The following is a 21,882-nucleotide window of genomic DNA, read 5'->3' on the forward strand; positions in this document are numbered from 1 at the left end:
GGCCACCGCGGTCAGGGGTAGCGTCGCCGTCATGCATGCGATCACGATTCCCGAACCTGGTGGGCCCGAGGCGCTGGTGTGGGACGAGGTCCCCGATCCGGTGCCCGGCGAGGGCGAGGTGCTGGTCGAGGTGGCGGCCGGCGCCGTCAACAGGGCCGACATCCTGCAGCGGCAGGGCTTCTACAACCCGCCTCCCGGCGCGTCCCCTTACCCCGGCCTGGAGTGCTCCGGCAGGATCACCGCGCTCGGCCCCGGGGCCTCCGGCTGGGCCGTCGGCGACGAGGTGTGCGCGCTGCTCTCGGGCGGCGGCTATGCAGAGAAGGTCGTCGTCCCGGTCGGGCAGCTGCTGCCGGTCCCCAAGGGCATCGGCCTCACACAGGCCGCCGCGCTGCCCGAGGTGGTCTGCACGGTCTGGTCGAACGTCTTCATGGTCGCCCATCTGCGCCCCGGTGAGACGCTGCTCGTGCACGGCGGCTCCAGCGGCATCGGCACGATGGCCATCCAGCTCGCCAAGGCGGTCGGGGCGAAGGTCGCGGTCACGGCCGGTACCAAGGAGAAGCTCGAACGCTGCGCCGAGCTGGGTGCCGACGTGCTGATCAACTACCGCGAGCAGGACTTCGTCGCCGAGATGGAACGGGCCACGGACGGTGCGGGCGCCGACGTCATCCTCGACAACATGGGCGCCAAGTATCTGGACCGCAATGTCCGGGCCCTCGCCGTCAACGGCCGTCTCGCGATCATCGGCCTGCAGGGCGGCGCCAAGGGCGAGCTGAACATCGGCGCGCTCCTGAACAAGCGGGCCGCCGTCAGCGCGACCTCGCTGCGGGCCCGACCGCTCGCCGAGAAGGCGGCCATCGTCGCGGCCGTGCGCGAGCATGTGTGGCCTCTGATCGCCTCCGGTCACATCCGCCCGGTCGTCGACCGCGAGCTGCCGATGTCCGAGGCCGCCGAGGCCCACCGGGTGGTGGAGGCGAGCGGCCATGTCGGCAAGGTCCTGCTGATCGCGCGGTAGCGCCCGGCGCCCCGGCGCGGCCGGGCGGCCGGGCGGGCGGGCCTCAGCCCCTGCGTACCCGCAGGGCGACGAACGCCAGGCCCAGCCCCAGCCCGATGAGGACCAGGCCGCTGCCCAGCGGCAGGATCTGCAGAGCGGGCTCGGCGGTGGACTCGCCCCCGTGGGCGCCGGTCTGTTCCGCGGGCCGTGCCGGGGGCGCGGAGGGGACCAGCCCGGCCTCCTGGGGCGAGGCGGAGGACGCCGTGCTCGGAGTCGCGAGGGCGCTGGCGTCGTCGTCCTCGCCGGGATCGTCCGCTTCCTCCTGGGACTCGGTCTCGTCGCCCTCGACCTCCGCGGCGGGCTCCTCCGGCCGCCCCGGCCGCTCGCGCCCCTCACCGGCCCGGCTCCCGGCCCGGGACGGCTCCGGCGAGGCCGAAGCGGAGGCGGAGCCGGAGGCGGTGGGGCCGGAGCCGGCGGCCGAGGCCGACGCGGAGCCGGAGGCGGCGACCGTGGGGGCAGGGGAGCCCGGGGGCGAGGCCTCGGCGCCGTACGAGGGCACGGCGCCGCACGGAACGGCCATCGCACCGAGGACGAGCGGCAGCCCCGCGGTGCGGAGCGTGAAACGCAGCCATGGAGTCACAGCGGTGACCTCCTGGAACCCAATCGCCAAGATCGACAGAAATAAGCCTCACATTTATGAAGCATCCCGGCATTCAGGATTCCGCCGACGGAGCTAAACGGTGGATCAGGCCCCATGGGGGGCACCACGGTGGTGAGGTGTAGGCGTGCGAGAGAATGGCGGCATGGAGATGCCGAGGAACGAAAGGTCGCCGGAGAATCCCCAGATCCTGGTCCTGGGCCAGGACGGGATGGCGCTCGGTGGCACAGGAGACGAGGACTCCCGCGAGACGCCGGTGACGGATCAGGTGGAGCAGCCGGCCAAGGTGATGCGGATCGGCAGCATGATCAAGCAGCTGCTGGAGGAGGTGCGTGCCGCTCCCCTGGACGAGGCGAGCCGGGCCCGGCTCAAGGAGATCCACCGCAGCTCGGTCAAGGAGCTGGAGGACGGGCTCGCCCCGGAACTCGTGGAGGAGCTGGAGCGGATCTCGCTGCCGTTCATGGACGACGTGACGCCGAGCGACGCCGAGCTGCGCATCGCGCAGGCTCAGCTGGTCGGCTGGCTGGAGGGGCTCTTCCACGGGATCCAGACGACGCTGTTCGCCCAGCAGATGGCCGCCAGGGCCCAGCTGGAGCAGATGCGCCGCGCCCTCCCGCCGGGCGCGAGCCACGACGGCGACGACCCGCGCGCGGGCGGCCGCACGGGCGGCCCGTACCTGTAGCCCGTACCCACCAGGGCCCGGCAACCGGCCCGTACACAAGAGGGCCCGGCAAAGGATGCCGGGCCCTCTCTCATGCGCTCGTCGGGCTCAGCCGGTCGGCGGGTTGCCCGTGGAGACGTAGACCTGGATCTCGACGTTCTTCGGGTCGACGTCCGAGTCGGGGGCGGGGAGCTGGTTGATGACCGTGCCCTCGCCGTACGTGTTCTCGTCGACCGGCACCGTCTTCACGGTCCAGCCCGCGGCCTGTGCGCAGGCCTTGACCGACTTGATGTACTTGAAGCGGAAGTCGGGGAGCTGGATCTTCTTGGGGTCGTTGTACGACTCCTGCGGCTCCGTGCACTCGTTGGTCTCGATCGTCCGCGACGTGTCCGGCCCGCGGTAACCCGCCGCGTGGGACGCCGGGGAGGACGCGCTCGCGCTGCTCCCGCCGCCCCCGGCGTTGTCGTCGCTGCCGTTGTTCAGGACCAGCGCCACGATCAGGCCGACGACCGCGATCAGGGACACCGCGATCGAGCCGATGATCACCGGCTTGTTGCTCTTGGAGCCGCCGGGGGACTGGGCCGAGGTCTGGGGCGAGATGGTGTAGGGCGGCGGGGTCGACGGGGCCTGCTGCCCGTACCCGACCGGGGCAGGCGTCTGGTAGCCGCCCTGCTGCGGGTAGCCGTACGCCGGGGACGGCGTGGGGGTGCCGTACGGGTTCGGGGCCGGGGTCGGCTGGTACGGCGTCTGTACGGGACCGGTGGGCGCCGGGGTCGCCTGGTCGACCGGCGGGAACACGGCGGAGCCGACGCCGGCGCCGCTCTGCGCGGGCGTGCCCGGCACGATGCTCGGCGGGGTCGCCTGGACGGAGGCGGCGACGCGCAGGCACTCGTCGCGCATGGTCTCGGCGGACGGGAAACGCTCGTTCGGGTTCTTCTTCAGCGCGCGGGCCACCAGCGCGTCCACGGCCGGCGGCAGCGCGCGGTTGATCGACGAAGGAGCCACCGGCTCCTCCTGCACATGCGCGTAGGCGATGGCCAGCGGGGAGTCCGCGTCGAACGGCAGCCGCCCGGTGACCAGCTGGAACAGCATGATGCCGACCGAGTAGAGGTCGGAGCGGGCGTCCACGCCCCGGCCGAGGGCCTGCTCGGGCGAGAGGTACTGCGGGGTGCCGACGACCATGCCGGTCTGCGTCATGGAGGTGACACCGGACTGCATGGCGCGGGCGATGCCGAAGTCCATCACCTTGACGACGCCGCGCTTGGTCATCATCACGTTGCCGGGCTTGATGTCGCGGTGGACCAGCCCCATCTCGTGGCTGATCTCCAGGGCCGCCAGCACATCGGCGGTGATCTTCAGCGCCTTGTCGACGGGCATGGCGCCCTGCTGCCGGACGTCCTCGTCGAGGACCGAGCCCAGCGGGCGGCCCTCGATGTACTCCATGACGATGTACGGAGTGGTCATCCCGTCCAGGTCGTCCTCGCCGGTGTCGAAGACGGAGACGATATTGGTGTGCGTGAGCTTCGCCACGGCCTGGGCCTCACGGCGGAACCGCTCACGGAAGGCCTGCTCACGGCCCAGCTCGGTGTGCAGTGTCTTGATCGCGACCTGGCGGTCGAGCACCGCGTCGTACGCCAGGTGAACCGAGGCCATGCCGCCCTCGCCGAGCAAGTCGCGCAGCTGATAACGGCCGCCGGCGAGCGCCCGCCCCGCATACCGGCCGTGTGCGCCGTCCTGGCTCATCTTTCCCTGTCCCCCACTAGGCTCTCAGGCGCCGTCGTTGACCGGTTGTTGTTGATCGAATGTGTCATTCCCGGCCAAGTCTGCCCCAGGGCACTGACACGTCAAGCGCGGTGCCCGTTCCGTGACCGTACGCGAAAGAAGCGTCGCGGAAGCGTTACAGCGGCCGTACGAGCAGTACACAGAATTTGCACGACAGCGCGTGCTACGGGTTTGATGACCGGCCGGTCCGGGGCCGGTCCCTGTGCCGAACGCGGACCGGCGGCTTGCGCGGAGGCTGTAGCGTGGCCGACGGAGACCGTAACAACACCGCGCGCACCGCGGGCAGAAACGACGGCGAGGACTGATGGCACAGACGCAGCGCGCCCAGGGCCCGTCCGACCCCGAGGCGTCCGGCGGCGGCATGTCAGACGCGCCGGAGATGTGGGGCAACGGAGGGCTGGTCGGTGAGGGCCGGTACCGGCTGACCCATCGGCTCGGCCGGGGTGGCATGGCCGAGGTGTTCGCGGCCGAGGACGTGCGCCTCGGGCGCACGGTCGCGGTCAAGCTGCTGCGCGCCGACCTCGCCGAGGACCCGACCTCCAAGGCCCGCTTCACGCGCGAGGCCCAGTCGGTGGCCGGTCTCAACCACCACGCGATCGTCGCCGTGTACGACTCCGGCGAGGACTTCGTGGGCGGCCAGTCGGTGCCGTACATCGTGATGGAGCTGGTCGAGGGCCGCACCATCCGCGATCTGCTGATCAACGCCGAGGCGCCGGGCCCCGAGCAGGCCCTGATCATCGTCTCCGGTGTCCTGGAGGCGCTGGCCTACTCGCACCAGCACGGCATCGTGCACCGCGACATCAAGCCGGCCAACGTCATCATCACCACCAACGGTGCCGTCAAGGTGATGGACTTCGGCATCGCCCGCGCGCTGCACGGCGCGTCCACGACGATGACGCAGACCGGCATGGTCATGGGCACGCCCCAGTACCTGTCGCCGGAGCAGGCGCTCGGCAAGGCCGTCGACCACCGCTCAGACCTGTACGCGGTGGGCTGCCTGCTGTACGAACTGCTCGCGCTGCGGCCCCCGTTCACGGGCGAGACCCCGCTGTCGGTGGTCTACCAGCACGTGCAGGACATCCCCAAGCCTCCCTCCGAGGCCTCCGATTCCGTTCCGCCGGAGCTCGACGGCCTGGTCATGCGCTCGCTCGCCAAGGAGCCGGACGACCGCTTCCAGACGGCCGAGGAGATGCGCGGTCTGGTCCAGTACGGCCTGCAGATGCTGTACGACCAGGGCGGCCACACCGGCACCTGGAACACCGGTCCCGTGACGATGCACGACGGCCGGCACACCCCGGCCGGGGGCTTCGCCGGCACGACCGCCATGGCGCACCCGGCGCACGCCTCAGGCACCACCCAGATCCCGCAGCCGATCCTGCCCGCCGGGTACGGAAGCGGCGACGACGGCGGCTTCGAGGGGTACGGCAACAAGGGCAGCGGCCGCGGCAAGCTGTGGATCCTCGCCGTCCTCGCGGTGATCGCCATCGTGGCGGGGGTGGCGCTGGCCCTGAAGAACACCGGCAACGGCACCGGTGGCAGCGGCACCACGCAGTCGCCCACCACCTCGCAGACCACGAAGCACGAGAAGGCCACCCAGAGCCCGACCGACGAGGCGACGGACGAGCCCACGGACGAGGCCACGGGCGACACCACGGACCCGGGCACCGGTTCCGACTACACGCCCTCGTACACCCCGTCGTACACCCCGTCCCAGAGCCCGACCAGCGAACCGACCGACGAGCCGACCGATCCGACGCCCTCGGACGAGCCGACGGATCCTGGGACCCCGTCGCAGCCGCAGTCCTCGGACCCGGCGACGGACCCGACGGGCGGCCCGGGCGCCACGGGCGGGCCTTGAAGGGCACCGGCTGAGACGCCGGCCCCCTGAGACGACCGCCACGCGCGCGTGAGAGCCGATCGATGCCTCACGCGCGCGTGCTGCTCGCGGGCTCATTCGACGAACGCGTCGCACACGGCGTCGTACTCCCGCGTCCACCACACCGCGAGCGCCGACGCGGCCGGGAACTGGGGGTCCGCGCGGGTGTCGCCGCGCTCGTAGTGCCAGCGCAGCATCCAGAAGTCGTTGAGCCGCTCCCACCACACGCGGTGCACGGCCGCCGCCAGCTCCGAGGGCGTGGCCCCGGCCGCGCGCCGGTACGCGCGCGCGTACTCCCGCACCTTCGGCAGGTCGAGCGCGCCGGCGGGCCGTACGAAGAAGATCGCGGCGGCCCGTACGGCCTCCTCCGCGCGGGGCTGCACACCGAGCCGGTCCCAGTCGACGATCGCGGCGGGCGCGTCACCCTTGTAGAGCAGGTTGAAGGGGTGGAAGTCCCCGTGCACCCAGCCCACCGAGCCGCCGCGCGGGGGGCGCCGGTCCGCGTGCTGTTCCAGGAGTGCGCGGCGTTCGAGCAGCCGGTGCCGGGCCAGTTCGTCGAAGGCGTCGGCCGGGCGGTGGCGGCTGACGTGGGCGAGCAGTTCGTCGATGAGGGCGAAGGTGTCGGCGGGGTCGGCGCTCTTCACGGGGTGCGGGCTGGTGGCCGGGCGCGTGCGCCCCTTGGGCGGCATGACGCGCTCCAGGGCGGCGTGCACGGCTCCCAGCAGCGCCCCGAGCCGCACGCACTGTCCCGGGGTGAGCTGGCCGCCGTGGCGGTGCCTGCCGTCGATCCAGGGGTGCAGGGCGTAGGCGTGGCCGCCCACGACGGCGACGGTGCGCCCGTCGCGGCCGGGGAGCGGCGGGGCGACGGGGACGCCCAGGTCGGCCAGGCGCTGGGTGGCGCGGTGCCGGCGCTCGATGGCGGCGGGATCGGCGGTGTCGGGGTCGAAGTGGTGCTTGAGGAAGTAGCGGCCGCGAGTGGTGCACAGCCGGTAGCCACGGTTGAGCAGACCCTGCTCGACGGGCTCGCAGGCGACGGCGGAACCGGCGGCGTACAGAGGGAGCAGGGCGCCCAGAGGGGGCGCAAGGGGTACTAGGGGTGGTACACATGAGCGCGGCACGCGCCAGATGTTAGGGCAACCGTGGGGCCGGTGAGCTGGGGCTTGTCACAGGCAGTCGCATTCGTTCACGGTCAGTGCTCGAAGTGTCGTCGACTCTGCCGTTTGCGTGAAATAAGCCGATACAGCCCCATTTCTGTGCCAGGTCGGTTTCGGACGTCGACTCTTCCCGTGGCCGGGGTGTGCGGGATAACGTGCCGTTGCTCCGGCCTCCTGCAAGGCTGTGACCAGCGACCTTCCCGTCCGCGCCGATTTACTTGGAAATCCAAGCAAAATCGCAGGTCAGGAGGGGTTTCACAGAAATGTGGAGCACTGGGTAACGTGACGTTTGCAGGGCGCTCGCCGGGGCACCTGTCACGCCTGTTCCCGGCCGAGCGGCACCCACCCCGTGCACGGGTTTCGGAACAGGTGAGCCGCTCTCCCGAGCTCAAAAGAGCAAGGGGGACCCCCAGCTCACCGGCAACCCCGGGGGCCGGATCGACGGAGGAGCACACGTGACCGTGGACAGCAGCGCCGCGAGCAAGCCGCGACGCAGCACCGCAGGCAAGGCCGGCACCACCGGCACCAAGCGCACCACCCGCAGCACCGCGAAGAAGAGCTCGGAACCCGAGCTCGTGCAGCTGCTGACGCCGGAGGGCAAGCGGGTCAAGAACGCCGAGTACGACGGATACGTCGCCGGCATCACCCCGGACGAGCTGCGCGGCCTGTACCGCGACATGGTGCTCACCCGCCGCTTCGACGCCGAGGCCACCTCCCTGCAGCGCCAGGGCGAGCTGGGCCTGTGGGCCTCGCTGCTCGGCCAGGAGGCCGCCCAGATCGGCTCCGGCCGGGCCCTGCGCGACGACGACTACGTCTTCCCGACCTACCGCGAGCACGGCGTGGCCTGGTGCCGCGGGGTCGACCCGACCAACCTGCTCGGCATGTTCCGCGGTGTGAACCACGGCGGCTGGGACCCGAACAGCAACAACTTCCACCTCTACACGATCGTCATCGGCTCCCAGGCGCTGCACGCCACGGGCTACGCGATGGGCATCACCAAGGACGGCGCGGACTCGGCGGTCATCGCCTACTTCGGCGACGGCGCCTCCAGCCAGGGCGACGTGTCCGAGGCCTTCAACTTCGCCGCGGTCTACAACGCACCCGTCGTGTTCTTCTGCCAGAACAACCAGTGGGCCATCTCCGAGCCGACCGAGAAGCAGACCCGGGTGCCGCTCTACCAGCGCGCGCAGGGCTTCGGCTTCCCGGGCGTGCGGGTCGACGGCAACGACGTGCTGGCCTGCCTCGCGGCCACCCAGTGGGCGCTGGAGCGCGCCCGTGCCGGTGAGGGCCCGACGCTGATCGAGGCGTACACGTACCGCATGGGCGCCCACACCACCTCGGACGACCCCACCCGCTACCGCCACGACGACGAGCGGGCGTCCTGGGAGGCGAAGGACCCGATCCTGCGCCTTCGACGGTTCCTGGAGTCCGCAAACCACGCGGACGAGGGATTCTTCGCGGAACTTGAAGCGGAGAGCGAAGCGTTGGGCAAACGAGTACGCGAAGTGGTCCGAGCCATGCCGGATCCGGACGACTTCGCCATGTTCGAGAACGTGTACGCGGACGGGCACGCGCTCGTCGACGAGGAGCGAGCCCAGTTCGCCGCCTACCAGGCGTCGTTCGCGGACGCAGAGGGGGGCAACTGACATGGCCGAGAAGATGGCGCTCGCCAAGGCGATCAACGAATCCCTGCGCAAGGCCCTGGAGTCCGACCCCAAGGTCCTCGTCATGGGTGAGGACGTCGGCAAGCTCGGCGGAGTCTTCCGTGTGACGGACGGACTGCAGAAGGACTTCGGCGAGAGCCGGGTCATCGACACCCCGCTCGCCGAGTCCGGCATCGTCGGCACCGCGATCGGCCTGGCCCTGCGCGGCTACCGCCCGGTCGTGGAGATCCAGTTCGACGGCTTCGTCTTCCCGGCGTACGACCAGATCGTCACCCAGCTCGCGAAGATGCACGCCCGCTCCCTGGGCAAGGTCAAGATGCCGGTCGTCATCCGCATCCCCTACGGCGGTGGCATCGGCGCGGTCGAGCACCACTCCGAGTCCCCCGAGGCCCTGTTCGCGCACGTGGCGGGCCTGAAGATCGTCAGCCCCTCCAACGCGTCGGACGCCTACTGGATGATGCAGCAGGCCATCCAGAGCGACGACCCGGTGATCTACTTCGAGCCCAAGCGGCGCTACTGGGACAAGGCCGAGGTCAGCACCGAGGCCATCCCGGGTCCGCTGCACAAGGCCCGTGTCGCCCGCGAGGGCACCGACCTGACCCTCGTCGCCTACGGCCCGATGGTGAAGCTCTGCCAGGAGGCCGCCGACGCGGCCGCCGAGGAGGGCAAGTCCCTGGAGGTCGTGGACCTGCGCTCGGTCTCCCCGCTCGACTTCGACACCGTCCAGGCCTCGGTCGAGAAGACCCGCCGCCTGGTCGTGGTCCACGAGGCGCCGGTGTTCTTCGGCTCGGGCGCGGAGATCGCCGCCCGGATCACGGAGCGCTGCTTCTACCACCTGGAGGCCCCTGTGCTCCGGGTGGGCGGCTACCACGCCCCGTATCCGCCGGCGCGCCTGGAGGAGTCGTATCTTCCGGACCTGGACCGGGTGCTCGACGCCGTCGACCGTGCCCTGGCGTACTGAGGAGAGGGTCGTGACGACGATGACGGAAGCATCCGTACGCGAGTTCAAGATGCCCGACGTGGGCGAGGGACTCACCGAGGCCGAGATCCTCAAGTGGTACGTGCAGCCGGGCGACAAGGTGACCGACGGCCAGGTGGTGTGCGAGGTCGAGACCGCGAAGGCGGCCGTCGAACTCCCCATCCCCTACGACGGAGTGGTCCGCGAACTGCACTTCCCCGAGGGCACCACGGTGGACGTGGGCACGGCGATCATCGCGGTGGACATCGCGGGCGGGGCCCCCGCCGAGGCGCCCGCACCGGCTGCCGCCGAGCAGCCCGAGGAGGAGCAGAAGCCGGAGGGCCGCCAGCCGGTGCTGGTCGGCTACGGCGTCGCCGCCTCCTCGACCAAGCGCCGCCCGCGCAAGGGCACCGAGGCCACGGCCCCGGCGGCCGCGCAGGCGGTCCAGACCGAGCTGAACGGCCACGGCCCCGCTTCCTCCGCCGCCCAGCCGCGCCCGCTGGCCAAGCCCCCGGTGCGCAAGCTGGCGAAGGACCTCGGCGTCGACCTGGCCACGGTGGTCCCGTCGGGCCCCGACGGCATCATCACGCGCGAGGACGTGCACGCGGCGGTGTCGGAGGTCACGGCGGTCGCGCCCGCGGCTGCCGAGCCCGTGGTGGCGGCACCCGCCGCCGTGACGCCTCCGGCGCCGGCCGTGACGTACGACGGCGCGCGCGAGACCCGTGTCCCGGTCAAGGGCGTCCGCAAGGCGACCGCGCAGGCCATGGTCGGCTCGGCGTTCACGGCGCCGCACGTCACGGAGTTCGTGACGGTGGACGTGACGCGCACGATGCGGCTCGTCGAGGAGCTCAAGCAGGACAAGGAGATGCAGGGCCTGCGGGTCAACCCGCTGCTGCTGGTCGCCAAGGCCCTGCTGGTCGCCATCAAGCGCAACCCGGACATCAACGCGTCCTGGGACGAGGCGAACCAGGAGATCGTGCTCAAGCACTACGTCAACCTGGGCATCGCCGCCGCCACCCCGCGCGGCCTGATCGTCCCGAACATCAAGGACGCGCACGCCAAGACGCTGCCGCAGCTCGCGGAGGCCCTCGGCGAGCTGGTTGCGACGGCGCGGGAGGGCAAGACGTCCCCCGCCGCGATGCAGGGCGGCACGGTGACGATCACCAACGTCGGCGTCTTCGGCGTCGACACCGGCACGCCGATCCTGAACTCCGGCGAGTCCGCGATCCTCGCGGTCGGCGCGATCAAGCTCCAGCCGTGGGTCCACAAGGGCAAGGTGAAGCCGCGTCAGGTCACCACCCTGGCGCTGAGCTTCGACCACCGACTGGTGGACGGCGAGCTGGGCTCGAAGGTGCTGGCCGACGTGGCGGCGATCCTGGAGCAGCCGAAGCGGCTGATCACCTGGGCGTAACTGCCGTCGGGAACACAGATACACGGAAACGGGCCCGTCGTGACGACGACGGGCCCGTTCGCGGTACTGGTGGGCGTCAGCCCAGCTTGGCGAAGCCGTAGTTCATCAGCTTCTTGGCGTCCGACTCGCGCTGCGAGATGGAGGTGGAGGAGAGGACGGTACCGATGACCGTCTTGCCGTTGCGCGTGGCGGCGAAGACGAGGCAGTACCCGGCCTCGGGACCGGAGCCGGTCTTCACACCGATGGTGCCGCTGTAGCTGCTGAGCAGCCCGTTGGTGTTGGTCCACGGCGCCATCGTGCGGGTGCTGCCCGTCTTGGTGATGGTCTTGGCCGTGTACGACTTCGTCTTCACGACCGTGCGGAACGTGGAGTTCTTCATCGCGCTGCTGGCGATCTTCGTCAGGTCGCGCGGCGTCGAGTAGTTGGACCCGTTGCCGATGCCGTCGAACGAATCGAAGTGCGTGTTCGTCAGGCCGAGGTTCTTCGCAGCCGTGTTCATCTTGCCGATGAACGACTTCACGCGCGCGGCGCGGGTCGTACCGGAGCCGAACTTGTCGGCGAGCGCGTAGGCGGCGTCGCAGCCGGACGGCAGCATCAGGCCGTACAGCAGCTGGCGGACGGTGACCTTGTCGCCGACGATCAGGTGCGCCTGGGAGGCGTTGTTGGCGACGACGTAGTCGCTGTAGGCCTTCTGGATCGTCACCTTGGCGTCGAGGTTGAGGTTCGACTGGGCGAGCACGACCTTCGCGGTCATGATCTTCGTCGTCGAGCCGGTGGAGCGCTTGGTGTCCGCTGCCTTGGTGTACAGCGTCTTGGCGGTCCCGTTGTTCATGACGTAGCCACCCTTGGCCACGATCGTGGGCGTGGTGACGGCCTGCGCCGGTGCCGCGGTGAGGGCCCCGGTCGCGAGCACCGCGCCGGACGTGACGGCGACGGCTACGGCTCTGCGGAGGCGGATGCCCTTAATGCCGGTAATCAAGTGAATACCCCGAATTGTGTCGAATGCCCCTGCGGTGCGGCCGAGTTGAGGTGGCAAGGAGAGTGGGGCCGCACGTGTGTGACACGTAAATAGCACAGAAGGTTGTGTTGTTCCTGGGGAGAATTTCGGCCCGTCCGCATGATGGACCGCCACCCCGATGCGTACGTGTTGTATCTATCCTGTGGACATGAGCCTGGCCGTCAAACAGCCCCCCGCCGCCGACCGCGTCTACAGCCATGTCAAGCAGGGTGTCCTGGACCGCCGTTACGAGGGCGGCACGCTGCTCACCGAGGGCGAGCTGGCCGAGGCCGTCGGTGTCTCGCGCACACCGGTGCGCGAGGCGCTGCTGCGGCTCGAGGTGGAAGGACTCATCAAGCTCTATCCGAAGAAGGGCGCCCTGGTGCTGCCCGTCTCCGCGCAGGAGATCGCGGACGTCGTGGAGACCCGGCTGCTGGTGGAGGAGCACGCGGCCCGCAAGGCCGTTCCCGCACCGGCCGGTCTGATCGAGCGTCTGGAGGAACTGCTCGCCCGGCAGAAGGAGCAGGCCGCCGCCGGTGATCTGGCCGCGGCCGCGGTCACCGACCGCTGTTTCCACGCCGAGATCGTGCGCAGCGGCGGCAACGAGATCCTCTCCCGGCTCTACGACCAGCTCCGCGACCGCCAGCTGCGCATGGGCGTCGCCGTCATGCACTCCCACCCCGACCGGATCGCCAAGACGCTCACGGAGCACGAGGAGATCCTCGACGCGCTGCGCTCCGGTGACGCGGAGGGGGCCGTCGGGATCGTGCACCGGCACGTGAGCTGGTTCTCGCACCTCGCACGGGGTGAGGTGCGATGAGGAACGCCACCCTTCCGGGTGACCCTCCGGGCGGCCGCCGCGCCGTCGCCGTCTGGGGCATCGGCGTCTCGGTCTACTTCGTCGCCGTCATCTTCCGGACCTCCCTCGGAGTCGCCGGCCTGGACGCGGCCGACCGCTTCCACGTCAACGCCTCGGCCCTGTCCACGTTCTCGATCCTCCAGCTCCTGGTCTACGCCGGCATGCAGATACCCGTGGGCCTGCTCGTCGACCGGCTGGGCACCAAGAAGGTGCTGAGCATCGGGGCCGTGCTGTTCACCGCGGGACAGCTGGGCTTCGCCTTCTCACCGTCGTACGGCATGGCCCTCGCCTCGCGCGCGCTGCTCGGCTGCGGTGACGCGATGACGTTCATCAGCGTGCTGCGCCTGGGCACCCGCTGGTTCCCGGTGCGGCGCGGGCCGCTGGTCGCGCAGCTCGCGGGACTGGTCGGCATGGCGGGCAACCTGGTCTCCACCCTGCTGCTGGCCCGGCTGCTGCACGGCATCGGCTGGACCCCGGCGTTCGGGGGCAGCGCGCTGGCGGGCGCCGTCGTCCTCGTCCTCGCCCTGCTCTTCCTGAAGGACCACCCCGAGGGCCACGAGCCCGAGCCCTTCCCGCACCGGGGCGCGGCCTACGTACGCCGGCAGATCGCCGCGTCCTGGCGGGAGCCGGGCACCCGCCTGGGCCTGTGGGTGCACTTCACGACGCAGTTCCCGGCGATGGTGTTCCTGCTGCTGTGGGGCCTTCCGTTCCTGGTCCAGGCACAGGGCCTGAGCCGCGCCACCGCGGGCGGGCTGCTGACCCTGGTCGTCCTGTCGAACATGGTGGTCGGCCTGGTCTACGGCCAGATCGTGGCCCGGCACCACGCGGCGCGGCTGCCGCTGGTCCTGGGCACGGTCGCCGCGACCGCCGTCGTCTGGGCCGCGACCCTGCTCTACCCGGCCGACCGGGCGCCGATGTGGCTCCTCGTCGTGCTGTGCTCGGTGCTGGGCGCGTGCGGTCCCGCGTCGATGATCGGCTTCGACTTCGCCCGCCCCGCCAACCCGCCCGAGCGACAGGGCACCGCGTCCGGGATCACCAACATGGGTGGTTTCGTCGCCTCGATGACGACCCTGTTCGCGATCGGCGTCCTGCTGGACGCCACCGGCGACAACTACAGCGTGGCCTTCTCGGCGGTGTTCGTCCTGCAGGCGCTGGGCGTGAGTCAGATCCTGCGGCTGCGCAGCCGGGCGGTGCGGCGGGAGCGGGAACGGCTGGTCGCCAGCCGGGTGGAGACGGTGCACGTCCCCGCGTGAGCCGGCCGGCCGCGGCGACCGGTACGAGGGTGAGATGGACGATGCCCAGGATGCCGCGGTAGGTGAGCCACCGGGCCCGGTGCCGGTCGAGGTCCGCGCGCGTCTCGGCCGCCCGGGGATGGTCCGGATGCCCGGCGAGCCACACCTCGGTGTCCGCCTCGTACGCCGACTCGAACTCCTCCCACTCGTCCAGGCTCGCGGTCTCGATCCCCTCGGGCCGGAACCCGGCCTCCACGGCGAGGTCCACGAGCCGAGCCAGGTCGTAGTGCTGCCCGCCTCGGCCCCGGGCCACATGCCCGCCAGCTCGGCCGACGTCGGCGGCCGCTTCCAGAAGCCCTCGCCGAGCACCACACGCTCGCCGTCGGAGACCAGCCGCCGCAGCTCGCGCAAGGCCTCCAGGGTGTGCCCGGGGGGCTCGGCCGGCCCCGAGGCACAGCACCAGTTCGGCGGGCCCGCGCTGCGTCCCCTCGGCGGACTCCCCGACGAACTCCACCCGGTCCGCGAGCCCCCGCGCCCCGGCGTTGCGCCGGCCCCGCTCCAGATCCTCGCCGCGCACATCGATGCCGGTCCCACGGGCGTCCGGTACGGCGTCCAGGACGCGGAGCATCAACTCGCCCCGGGCGCAGCCGACGTCGAGCACACTGCCGGCCCGCAGCCGCGTGAGACGGCCGACCAGCGGGGCCGCGCTGGCCTCGGAGAGCGGGCCGTGGAGGGGCAGCCGGTTCCAGGCGGAGCGGTCGGTCGTCGGTCCCGGGGGTGGCCACTGTGTCCGTCACGGCGGGCACGCTGGTTACCGGCAGCGGACCGGGGACACCGAATTACCCGCCCCGGACGGCCGTACTGATCGACCGCCCGGACGGCCCCGCCGAACGACCGTCCGGGTGGCCCTGCCGCGTGACCGTGCGGGCGGCCCTACTGCGTGACCGTGAAGTTCCGCAGGACGGCCGCCGTCAGTTCCGGGTCGCCCTCCGTCTTCACCCGCTCGCCCGCGGCCTCCGGCGTCAGACGGCCGCAGGCCAGCCGGACATAGGTCTCCCAGTCCAGGGTGAAGGAGGCGGCGGGGCCGAGTGCGGGGGCCGTCTCCAGGGTGCCGCGGCCCTGGATGTCGACGCGGATGGTGCGCAGGAACTCCACGGGCCCGTACACGTCGAAGACGATCGCCGAACTGCGCGGGGCGTTCGCCTTGTCGGCGACGACGTGGGGCAGCTCGGCGAGCAGCATGTCACGGGTGATGTGCGCGCCCGGGGAGTCGAGGTTGCCCGGCTGCCCCAGGGCCGTGCGCAGATCCTGCTCGTGGACCCACACGTCGAACGCGCGGTTGCGCATGGCCTCCTCAAGCGTGATCTCGGTGCCGAGCGGGCCGCGCACCTTGTGGCCGGGCTCGCGCGACTCGTTCCGCAGCTGGCGGTTGCGGCGGATGATCGTGTACTCCAGCTCGGAGGTCATCTCCGGGGCCGTGTGATGGCGGCGGACGTCGACCTGCATCTCCATGTACCGCTGGTGTTCGTTCGTCACATGGAACAGGTCGCGCGGCAGTGCGTGGATGGGACGCGGGTCGCCGAGCATTTCACAGTCCATGCCGATGACATGGGAGACGATGTCGCGGACCGACCATCCGGGGCATGGGGTCCGCCGGTTCCACTCACCCTCGACAAGAGGCTGCACCAGCTCGGATATCGCATCGATGGAGTGGGTCCAGGCGTCGGCGTAGGGCTGGAGGGTGGGATGCAGACTCACGGAACGGGACCCCTCGGCGGTCGGTACACGGGCAGGTTGGGCGGCGGTGCCAGGGACGTGCCTGTCGGCGGGTGTCTTGGAACTCCCCCAGGCTCTCGGCTTTGCTCGAACAGGGGGGACCCCCAAGTTACGCTGCTGTGAGGCACCCCGGCAGTGCTTTCGTGTGACGATCGTAGGCCCGTGTGGACGGCTCGAATGCCAGGACGGTGGTAGTGTGCGCGCCTCGCTGATCCAGATCGCAGTAGATGAGGGCGAATCGGTCGAATCCCGTCGGCGGCGGGTGGCCGCGCTGGTACGGGACCAGGCCGACTCCGATCTCGTCGTGCTGCCCGAGCTGTGGACGACGGGCGCCTTCGCCCATGAGGAGTTCGGTCGCGAGGCCGAGCCGCTCGAAGGCCCCACGTACGAGGAGATGGCGAAGGCCGCCGGCGAGGCGGGTGTCTGGCTGCACGCGGGCTCGATCCCGGAGCGCGACCCCGACGGCCCCCTCTACAACACGTCCCTCGTCTTTTCCCCCTCCGGTGATCTGGTCGCGGCCTACCGCAAGATCCACCGCTTCGGCTTCGACAAGGGCGAGGCCGTCATGATGGGCGCGGGGCAGGATCTGGTGACGGTCCGTCTGCCCGGGACCACCCTTGGCGTGGCCACCTGTTACGACCTCCGTTTCCCCGAACTCTTCCGCGGGCTCGTCGACGCCGGCGCCGAGACACTGGTCATCCCGGCGGGCTGGCCCGAGCGCCGGCGCGCGCACTGGACGCTGCTGGCCAGGGCGCGGGCGGTCGAGAACCAGGCGTTCGTGCTCGCCTGTGGAACGGCCGGGACCAACGGACGGGTTCCGCAGGCGGGTCACTCGATCGTGGTCGATCCCTGGGGCGACGTGCTGGCGGAGGCGGGAGCCGAGGAGCAGGTGCTCACCGTGGAGTTCGACCCGGCAAGGGTGGCGACGATCCGGGAGCAGTTCCCGGCGCTCAAGGACCGCGTCCTGGGGCTGGCGCCCCCGCGCCACGCCCTTTAGATCGCGAAGGGAGCGCGAAGGGGGGCGCGAAGGAACCGCGTAGGGAGCGGATGGCGGCGGGCGGCGAATGGCGGATGGCGGCCGCTCTACGTCCCGTCCCACCCGGCCGGCAGCGGCTGTTCCGCCCAGACGACCTTGCCCTCGGCCGTGTAGCGGGTGCCCCAGCGTTCGGCGAACTGGGCCACCAGGAACAGGCCCCGTCCGTCCTCGTCCGTGGCGGACGCGCGGCGCAGATGCGGGGCCGTGCTGCTGCCGTCGGCGACCTCGCAGATCAGGGTGCGGTCGCGGATCAGACGGACGCGGATGGGGCCGTCGGCGTGCCGGATGGCGTTGGTGACCAGCTCGCTGAGGATCAGTTCGGTCGTGAAGGCGGACTCCGCAAGGCCCCAGCCCGCCAGCGTCCGGGCGGCCGAGGCACGGACCCGGCCGACGGCCGACGGTTCGGACGGCACGTCCCAGGCCGCTGTGCTGTCGGCGGCGAGCATCCGCGTACGGGCGACGACCAGGGCCACGTCGTCGCGCGGCCGCTCGGGCACCATGGCCTTCAGCACCGCCCGGCAGGTCGCCTCCGGTGTCCGGCCGGGCCGGGCCAGCGTCTTCCGCAGCAGCTCAAGACCCTCGTCGATGTCACGGTCGTGGTCCTCGACCAGCCCGTCCGTGTACAGCACCAGCGCGCTGCCCTCGGGAAGCTGCAGCCCGGTCATCTCGAACGGGAGGCGGCTGCCCAGGCCCAGCGGAGGCCCGCCGGGGACGTCGAGGAACTCCACGCTGCCGTCGGGACTGACGACGGCGGGCTGGAGATGCCCGGCGCGGGACAGGACGCACTGGCCGGAGCCGGGGTCGTAGACGGCGTACAGACAGGTGGCTCCGGTGACCGGCGGGCCCTCGTCGCCGGCGGTCCCGTCCTCGTCCTGGTCGATACGGGTCACCAGCTCGTCCAGGTGTCCCAGGAGCTCGTCGGGCGGGACGTCCAGGGTGGAGAAGTTGTGCACCGCGGTCCGCAGCCGTCCCATCGTGGCGGCCGCGTGCAGACCGTGGCCGACGACGTCCCCGACGACGAGCGCCACCCGGGCGCCGGGCAGCGGGATGACGTCGAACCAGTCCCCGCCGACCCCGCCCTGTGAGGCCTGCGCGGGCAGATAGCCGTAGGCCACGTCGAGGGCGCTCTGGTCGGGCAGGGCCCGGGGCAGCAGGCTGCGCTGCAGCGTCACGGCCATCGCGTGCTCGCGGGTGTAGCGGCGGGCGTTGTCGATGCTGACGGCGGCGCGCGCCACCAGCTCCTCGGCGAGGGAGACGTCGTCCTGCTCGAAGGACTTGCGCGGGCCGTGGCGCCAGAAGGTGGCCACGCCCATGATGACGCCGCGGGCGCGCAGCGGGGCGGCGATCATGGAGTGGATCCCGAACTCCACGAGCTTGCGGGCCCGCTCCGGGTCCTGTACCTGCCAGCCGGAGAACGCGGCCAGGTCCGCCTCCAGCACGGCCTCGCCGGTGCCGAAGCCGGAGGCCTGCGGGGTGGCCGGGACGAAGCGGATCAGCCGGCCGACGCCGTAGAACGGGCTGCCCTCCCGCACCCCGCGGAACGCGACGCGCCGCATGTCGGGGGAGCCGTCCCCGGGCTCCCCGCCGCGCAGGACGGGATCGGCCAGGTCGATGGTGACGAAGTCGGCGAACCGGGGTACCGCGACGTCCGCCAGCTCCTGGGCGGTGCGGGTCACGTCGAGGCGGGTGCCGACCTCCAGCCCGGCGTCGTACAGCAGCTTGAGGCGCTCCTGGGCCTGGTCCGCGCGGCCGGTGAGGGCCTGCAGCTCGGTGGTGTCCCGCAGGGTCGCGACGCTGCCCGGCGGCCCGCCCTCACGGTCGGTCGGCCGCTGGCTGACGGCCAGCAACCGGCCGCGGGCCAGGTGCACCTCGTCGGTGGCGTCCCGTCCGGAGGCGAACAGGCGGGCGATGTCGCCGCCGATGTCCAGGTCGAGGGCCGCGCGTCCCTCTGCGTCCGCGGGCAGCCCGATCAGTCTGCGCGCCTCGTCGTTGGCCAGCGCCAGCCTGCCCTCGCCGTCCAGGATCAGCACGCCCTCCCGCACGGAGTGCAGGACGGCGTCGTAATGCTCGTACATCCGGGTCATCTCGGCGGGCCCCAGACCGTGCGTCTGGTTCCGCAGCCGCCTGCTGACCAGGGCGGTGCCGGCGGTGGCGACGGCGAGGGCCACGGCCGCCGCGCCGATGAACACGGGCAGCTGGCGTGCGACGACCCCCGTCACCTCGGAGAGCCTGACCCCGGCGGCGACGAGACCGACGACCTTGCCGTGCGCGTCCTTCACGGGGACGACGGCGCGCACCGAGGGGCCCAGCGTGCCCGTGTAGGTCTCCCGGACGGTTCCGCCGTTCGCGGCGGGGCCGATCGTGCCGATGTAGGGCTTGCCGATCTGGCCGGGGTCGGGGTGCGTGTAGCGGACGCCGTTCTTGCTCATGGCCACGACAAAATCGACGCCGGACGCCTTCCGTGCCGCCTCGGCGTGCGGCGCCAGCGCCGCGCTCGGGTCGGCACTCTGCATCGCCGCCGCGACGCCCGGCGAGTGCGCGAAGGTCTGGGCCACCGCGAGCGACCGGTTACGGGCCTCTCGTCCGCTGTCCGACCGCACCTGAAGCAGGACGGCGGCCACCGCGGCGACGACGAGGAGCACCACGATCGCCGCCTGGAGGACGAAGACCTGCTGGGCGACGGTGCGTGCGCTCAGCACCGAACGCAGGCGGCCGGGAAATCCCGCCATGCCTCTTTTCTAACACTGTTCCGCGGGCCGGACACGGTGGCCGTCAGCCCGCCGCCCGCTCCTTCTCCGCGAGGTGGATCACGCACACCGCCACCGCGATCAGCAGCGCCGGGTCCGCGTCGTCCCGTACGACGTCGACGCCGTACGTCTCCCGGACGTGCAACCACCGCCGGGAGATCACCGCGAGGAGCTCTCCGTCGTACTCGATCGCGAACTCACGGTCGAGGATCTTGCCGCTGACGTCCAGTTCCGTGCCGTCGGCCAGGGACACGCGGTAGTGGTTGCGCAGCAGGGAGAGCCGCTTGCGCCGAATGGTCGCCAGCGGCTCGCCGGCGCGCTGGACGACCATGGTGTCGCGCAGCGAGAACACCTTCCGGTGGATGTCGATCAGGACGCGCCCGTGCGTGTCCTTCAGCTCGAAGGTGTCGCGCAGCCGCATCGCCTTGCCGTCGACGAGGAAGACCTTGTCGCCGTGCTCGTCCTCGATCCAGTAGTCGTCACCGATGCCCAGGAGCCGGTCGCGTACGAGGAGTCTCATACGGTCACCGGTTCCCGGGAACGGGCCGGTCATCACGGACGGGACCCGAAACGGCGGCGGTAGGCCGACGGGCTCAACCCCGTCTCCCGCCGCAGTCGTGCTCGCAGGTTGGCCGCCGTGCCGAGGCCGCTGCGGGACGCGACGACGTCCAGTCGTTCCTCTCCCCGCTCGATCAGACGGCAGGCCAGCGCGACGCGCTCCCCGGTCAGCCAGGCCAGCGGGGTGGTGCCCAGCTGGGTGCGGAAGCGGCGGTGGAGCGTGGCGGGGGAGAGCGCCGCGCGGGCCGCCAGGTCCGCCACCGTCAGTGGTTCGGCCAGCCGCTCCAGTGCCCAGGCCAGCAGCGGGCCGAGCGACGCGTCGGGGACCTCGGGGACCGGGCGCTCCACGAACTGTTGCTGGCCGCCGTCCCGGTGGGAGGCGAAGACCAGGCGCCGGGAGACCGCGTTGGCGGTCTCGGCGCCGTGGTCCCGGCGCCAGATGTGCAGCCCCAGGTCGAGGGCGGCGGCGCTGCCCGCGGCGGTCATGAGGTCGCCCTCGTCCACGAAGAGCACGTCCGGCTCCAGCCGCACCTTCGGGTGCAGGGCGCGGAAGGTGTCGGCCCAGAGCCTGGGGGTCCCCCCACGCCCTTAAGGCAGTGGGGGAGCGTGGTGGCCCGTCGGCCGTCGAGCAGCCCCGCCTCGGCGAGCGCGAAGCTGCCCGTGCAGAAGCTGACGACCCGGGCGCCCCGGGCGTGTGTGCGCCGGATCGCGTCCAGGACCTCGGGCCCGCGCGGTACGACGTTGTCCGGGCGGCCGGGCACGACCAGGGTGTCCGCCTCGTCCACCGCCTCCAGGCCGGGCACCGCCGTCAGCGTGAAGAAACCGTGGTTCATCCGCACGTCGGGCGTCGGCGCGCACAGCGTCACCTCGTACAGGGGCCGGGGCAGGCCCAGCTCGGGGCGCGGCAGCCCGAACAGCTCGGTGGCGACACCGACCTCGAACGGGTTCGTGCCCCCGTCGACGATCACGGCGACCCGGTGGGGCCGCATCGGCTGAGAGGATCCTTGCGGCATACGCGATTTCTAGCACTCGTGCGACCGTGACGGCACCCCGCACGATGGGCCCATGGCATCCCACGAACCCGTCTCCCTGGCAACGGCCCTCGCCTCCTTCGCCGAGCGGTGGAGCCCCCGCATCGTCACCACCGTCAACGACTACGACGTACGCGTGGCGAAGGTCGAGGGCGAGCACGTCTGGCACGTACACGACCACACCGACGAGTTCTTCCTGGTCCTCGGCGGTGAGCTGCACATCGCCCTCAGGGAACCGGCCGGCGAGCGCACGGTCGTCCTCCCCACGGGCTCGGTGTTCACCGTCCCGCGCGGCACCGAGCACAAGCCCTACGCCCCCGGGCCCGCCGAGATCCTGGTCTTCGAGCCCACCGGCACCCTCTCGGTGGGCGACCGGCACGACGAGGTCCCCGGGCACGTGGACGCGACCACTGGACACGCCTTGTCCTGACCGGGGCACGGAATCCTCCGGGACGAGGGGTGTCCCGCAGTTGAACTTCCGGTGCGTGCAA

17 protein-coding genes and 2 pseudogenes are annotated in these 21,882 nt (G+C 71.5%); 10 read left to right on the forward strand and 9 right to left on the reverse strand.

Annotated elements, in window-relative coordinates; translation table 11 throughout:
- Positions 1-31 precede the first annotated feature (31 nt).
- Positions 32-1,012, forward strand: coding sequence for an NAD(P)H-quinone oxidoreductase (locus tag AB0I54_RS14030; RefSeq protein ID WP_363296223.1), 981 nt, complete (start codon positions 32-34; stop codon positions 1,010-1,012).
- A gap of 43 nt (positions 1,013-1,055) precedes the next feature.
- On the opposite strand, the gene AB0I54_RS14035 is transcribed toward AB0I54_RS14030, so the two are convergent.
- A complete protein-coding gene (locus AB0I54_RS14035) occupies positions 1,056-1,631 on the reverse strand; it encodes a hypothetical protein (protein WP_363296225.1) in 576 nt (191 codons plus the stop codon).
- Positions 1,632-1,794: 163 nt separating this feature from the next.
- On the opposite strand from AB0I54_RS14035, the gene AB0I54_RS14040 reads away from it, so the two are divergent.
- On the forward strand, positions 1,795-2,331 hold the full coding sequence (locus tag AB0I54_RS14040; protein WP_363296226.1) for a bacterial proteasome activator family protein: 537 nt from the start codon (positions 1,795-1,797) through the stop codon (positions 2,329-2,331).
- A gap of 87 nt (positions 2,332-2,418) precedes the next feature.
- Here AB0I54_RS14040 and AB0I54_RS14045 read toward each other — a convergent pair whose 3' ends face one another.
- Positions 2,419-4,053, reverse strand: a complete 1,635-nt coding sequence (locus AB0I54_RS14045; RefSeq protein ID WP_363296227.1) for a protein kinase — start codon at positions 4,051-4,053, stop codon at positions 2,419-2,421.
- Between the two features lie 343 nt (positions 4,054-4,396).
- Here AB0I54_RS14045 and AB0I54_RS14050 point away from each other — a divergent pair, with 343 nt between their 5' ends.
- Positions 4,397-5,950, forward strand: a complete 1,554-nt coding sequence (locus AB0I54_RS14050) for a protein kinase (RefSeq protein ID WP_363296228.1) — start codon at positions 4,397-4,399, stop codon at positions 5,948-5,950.
- Positions 5,951-6,042: 92 nt separating this feature from the next.
- Here AB0I54_RS14050 and AB0I54_RS14055 read toward each other — a convergent pair whose 3' ends face one another.
- Positions 6,043-7,086, reverse strand: a complete 1,044-nt coding sequence (locus AB0I54_RS14055) for a phosphotransferase (protein ID WP_363296229.1) — start codon at positions 7,084-7,086, stop codon at positions 6,043-6,045.
- A 491-nt stretch (positions 7,087-7,577) separates the two neighbouring features.
- On the opposite strand from AB0I54_RS14055, the gene pdhA reads away from it, so the two are divergent.
- The 3 genes from pdhA to AB0I54_RS14070 are packed head-to-tail and all read left to right on the forward strand — an operon-like array spanning position 7,578 to position 11,155.
- A complete protein-coding gene (gene pdhA / locus AB0I54_RS14060) occupies positions 7,578-8,768 on the forward strand; it encodes a pyruvate dehydrogenase (acetyl-transferring) E1 component subunit alpha (protein WP_363296230.1) in 1,191 nt (396 codons plus the stop codon).
- Between the two features lies 1 nt (position 8,769).
- Entirely contained in the window at positions 8,770-9,747 is a 978-nt protein-coding gene (locus AB0I54_RS14065) for an alpha-ketoacid dehydrogenase subunit beta (protein WP_363296231.1), read from the forward strand.
- Between the two features lie 10 nt (positions 9,748-9,757).
- Positions 9,758-11,155 (forward strand): dihydrolipoamide acetyltransferase family protein, encoded by a 1,398-nt coding sequence (locus AB0I54_RS14070; RefSeq protein ID WP_363296232.1) that lies wholly within the window; start codon positions 9,758-9,760, stop codon positions 11,153-11,155.
- Positions 11,156-11,231: 76 nt separating this feature from the next.
- Here AB0I54_RS14070 and AB0I54_RS14075 read toward each other — a convergent pair whose 3' ends face one another.
- Complete coding sequence (locus AB0I54_RS14075) at positions 11,232-12,134, reverse strand: D-alanyl-D-alanine carboxypeptidase (RefSeq protein ID WP_363296233.1); 903 nt, start codon at positions 12,132-12,134, stop codon at positions 11,232-11,234.
- 187 nt (positions 12,135-12,321) lie between these two features.
- Between AB0I54_RS14075 and AB0I54_RS14080 the strand changes: the two genes are divergently transcribed.
- Entirely contained in the window at positions 12,322-12,972 is a 651-nt protein-coding gene (locus AB0I54_RS14080) for a GntR family transcriptional regulator (protein WP_363296234.1), read from the forward strand.
- Positions 12,969-14,264 (forward strand): MFS transporter, encoded by a 1,296-nt coding sequence (locus AB0I54_RS14085; protein ID WP_363296235.1) that lies wholly within the window; start codon positions 12,969-12,971, stop codon positions 14,262-14,264. The genes AB0I54_RS14080 and AB0I54_RS14085 overlap by 4 nt, the downstream gene beginning before the upstream one ends.
- A 16-nt stretch (positions 14,265-14,280) precedes the next feature.
- Here the strand turns inward: AB0I54_RS14085 and AB0I54_RS14090 are convergent.
- A pseudogene (locus AB0I54_RS14090) lies at positions 14,281-14,982 on the reverse strand (class I SAM-dependent methyltransferase); the annotation flags it as partial.
- Between the two features lie 194 nt (positions 14,983-15,176).
- Complete coding sequence (locus tag AB0I54_RS14095) at positions 15,177-16,001, reverse strand: maleylpyruvate isomerase family mycothiol-dependent enzyme (protein ID WP_363296236.1); 825 nt, start codon at positions 15,999-16,001, stop codon at positions 15,177-15,179.
- Positions 16,002-16,215: 214 nt separating this feature from the next.
- Here AB0I54_RS14095 and AB0I54_RS14100 point away from each other — a divergent pair, with 214 nt between their 5' ends.
- Positions 16,216-17,016, forward strand: a complete 801-nt coding sequence (locus AB0I54_RS14100) for a carbon-nitrogen family hydrolase (RefSeq protein WP_363296237.1) — start codon at positions 16,216-16,218, stop codon at positions 17,014-17,016.
- Positions 17,017-17,102: 86 nt separating this feature from the next.
- Here the strand turns inward: AB0I54_RS14100 and AB0I54_RS14105 are convergent, their stop codons facing one another.
- From AB0I54_RS14105 to AB0I54_RS14115, 3 genes and pseudogenes are all read right to left on the reverse strand, one after another.
- A complete protein-coding gene (locus tag AB0I54_RS14105) occupies positions 17,103-19,784 on the reverse strand; it encodes a SpoIIE family protein phosphatase (RefSeq protein WP_363296238.1) in 2,682 nt (893 codons plus the stop codon).
- 43 nt (positions 19,785-19,827) lie between these two features.
- The gene (locus AB0I54_RS14110; protein ID WP_363296239.1) at positions 19,828-20,322 is read right to left on the reverse strand and encodes an LURP-one-related family protein; all 495 of its coding nucleotides are present in this window, start codon (positions 20,320-20,322) and stop codon (positions 19,828-19,830) included.
- A 32-nt stretch (positions 20,323-20,354) separates the two neighbouring features.
- A pseudogene (locus AB0I54_RS14115) lies at positions 20,355-21,373 on the reverse strand (helix-turn-helix domain-containing protein).
- A gap of 52 nt (positions 21,374-21,425) precedes the next feature.
- On the opposite strand from AB0I54_RS14115, the gene AB0I54_RS14120 reads away from it, so the two are divergent.
- The gene (locus tag AB0I54_RS14120) at positions 21,426-21,821 is read left to right on the forward strand and encodes a cupin domain-containing protein (protein WP_363296240.1); all 396 of its coding nucleotides are present in this window, start codon (positions 21,426-21,428) and stop codon (positions 21,819-21,821) included.
- Positions 21,822-21,882 lie beyond the last annotated feature (61 nt).

Source organism: Streptomyces sp. NPDC050625, from assembly GCF_040654755.1.
GTDB lineage: Bacteria > Actinomycetota > Actinomycetes > Streptomycetales > Streptomycetaceae > Streptomyces.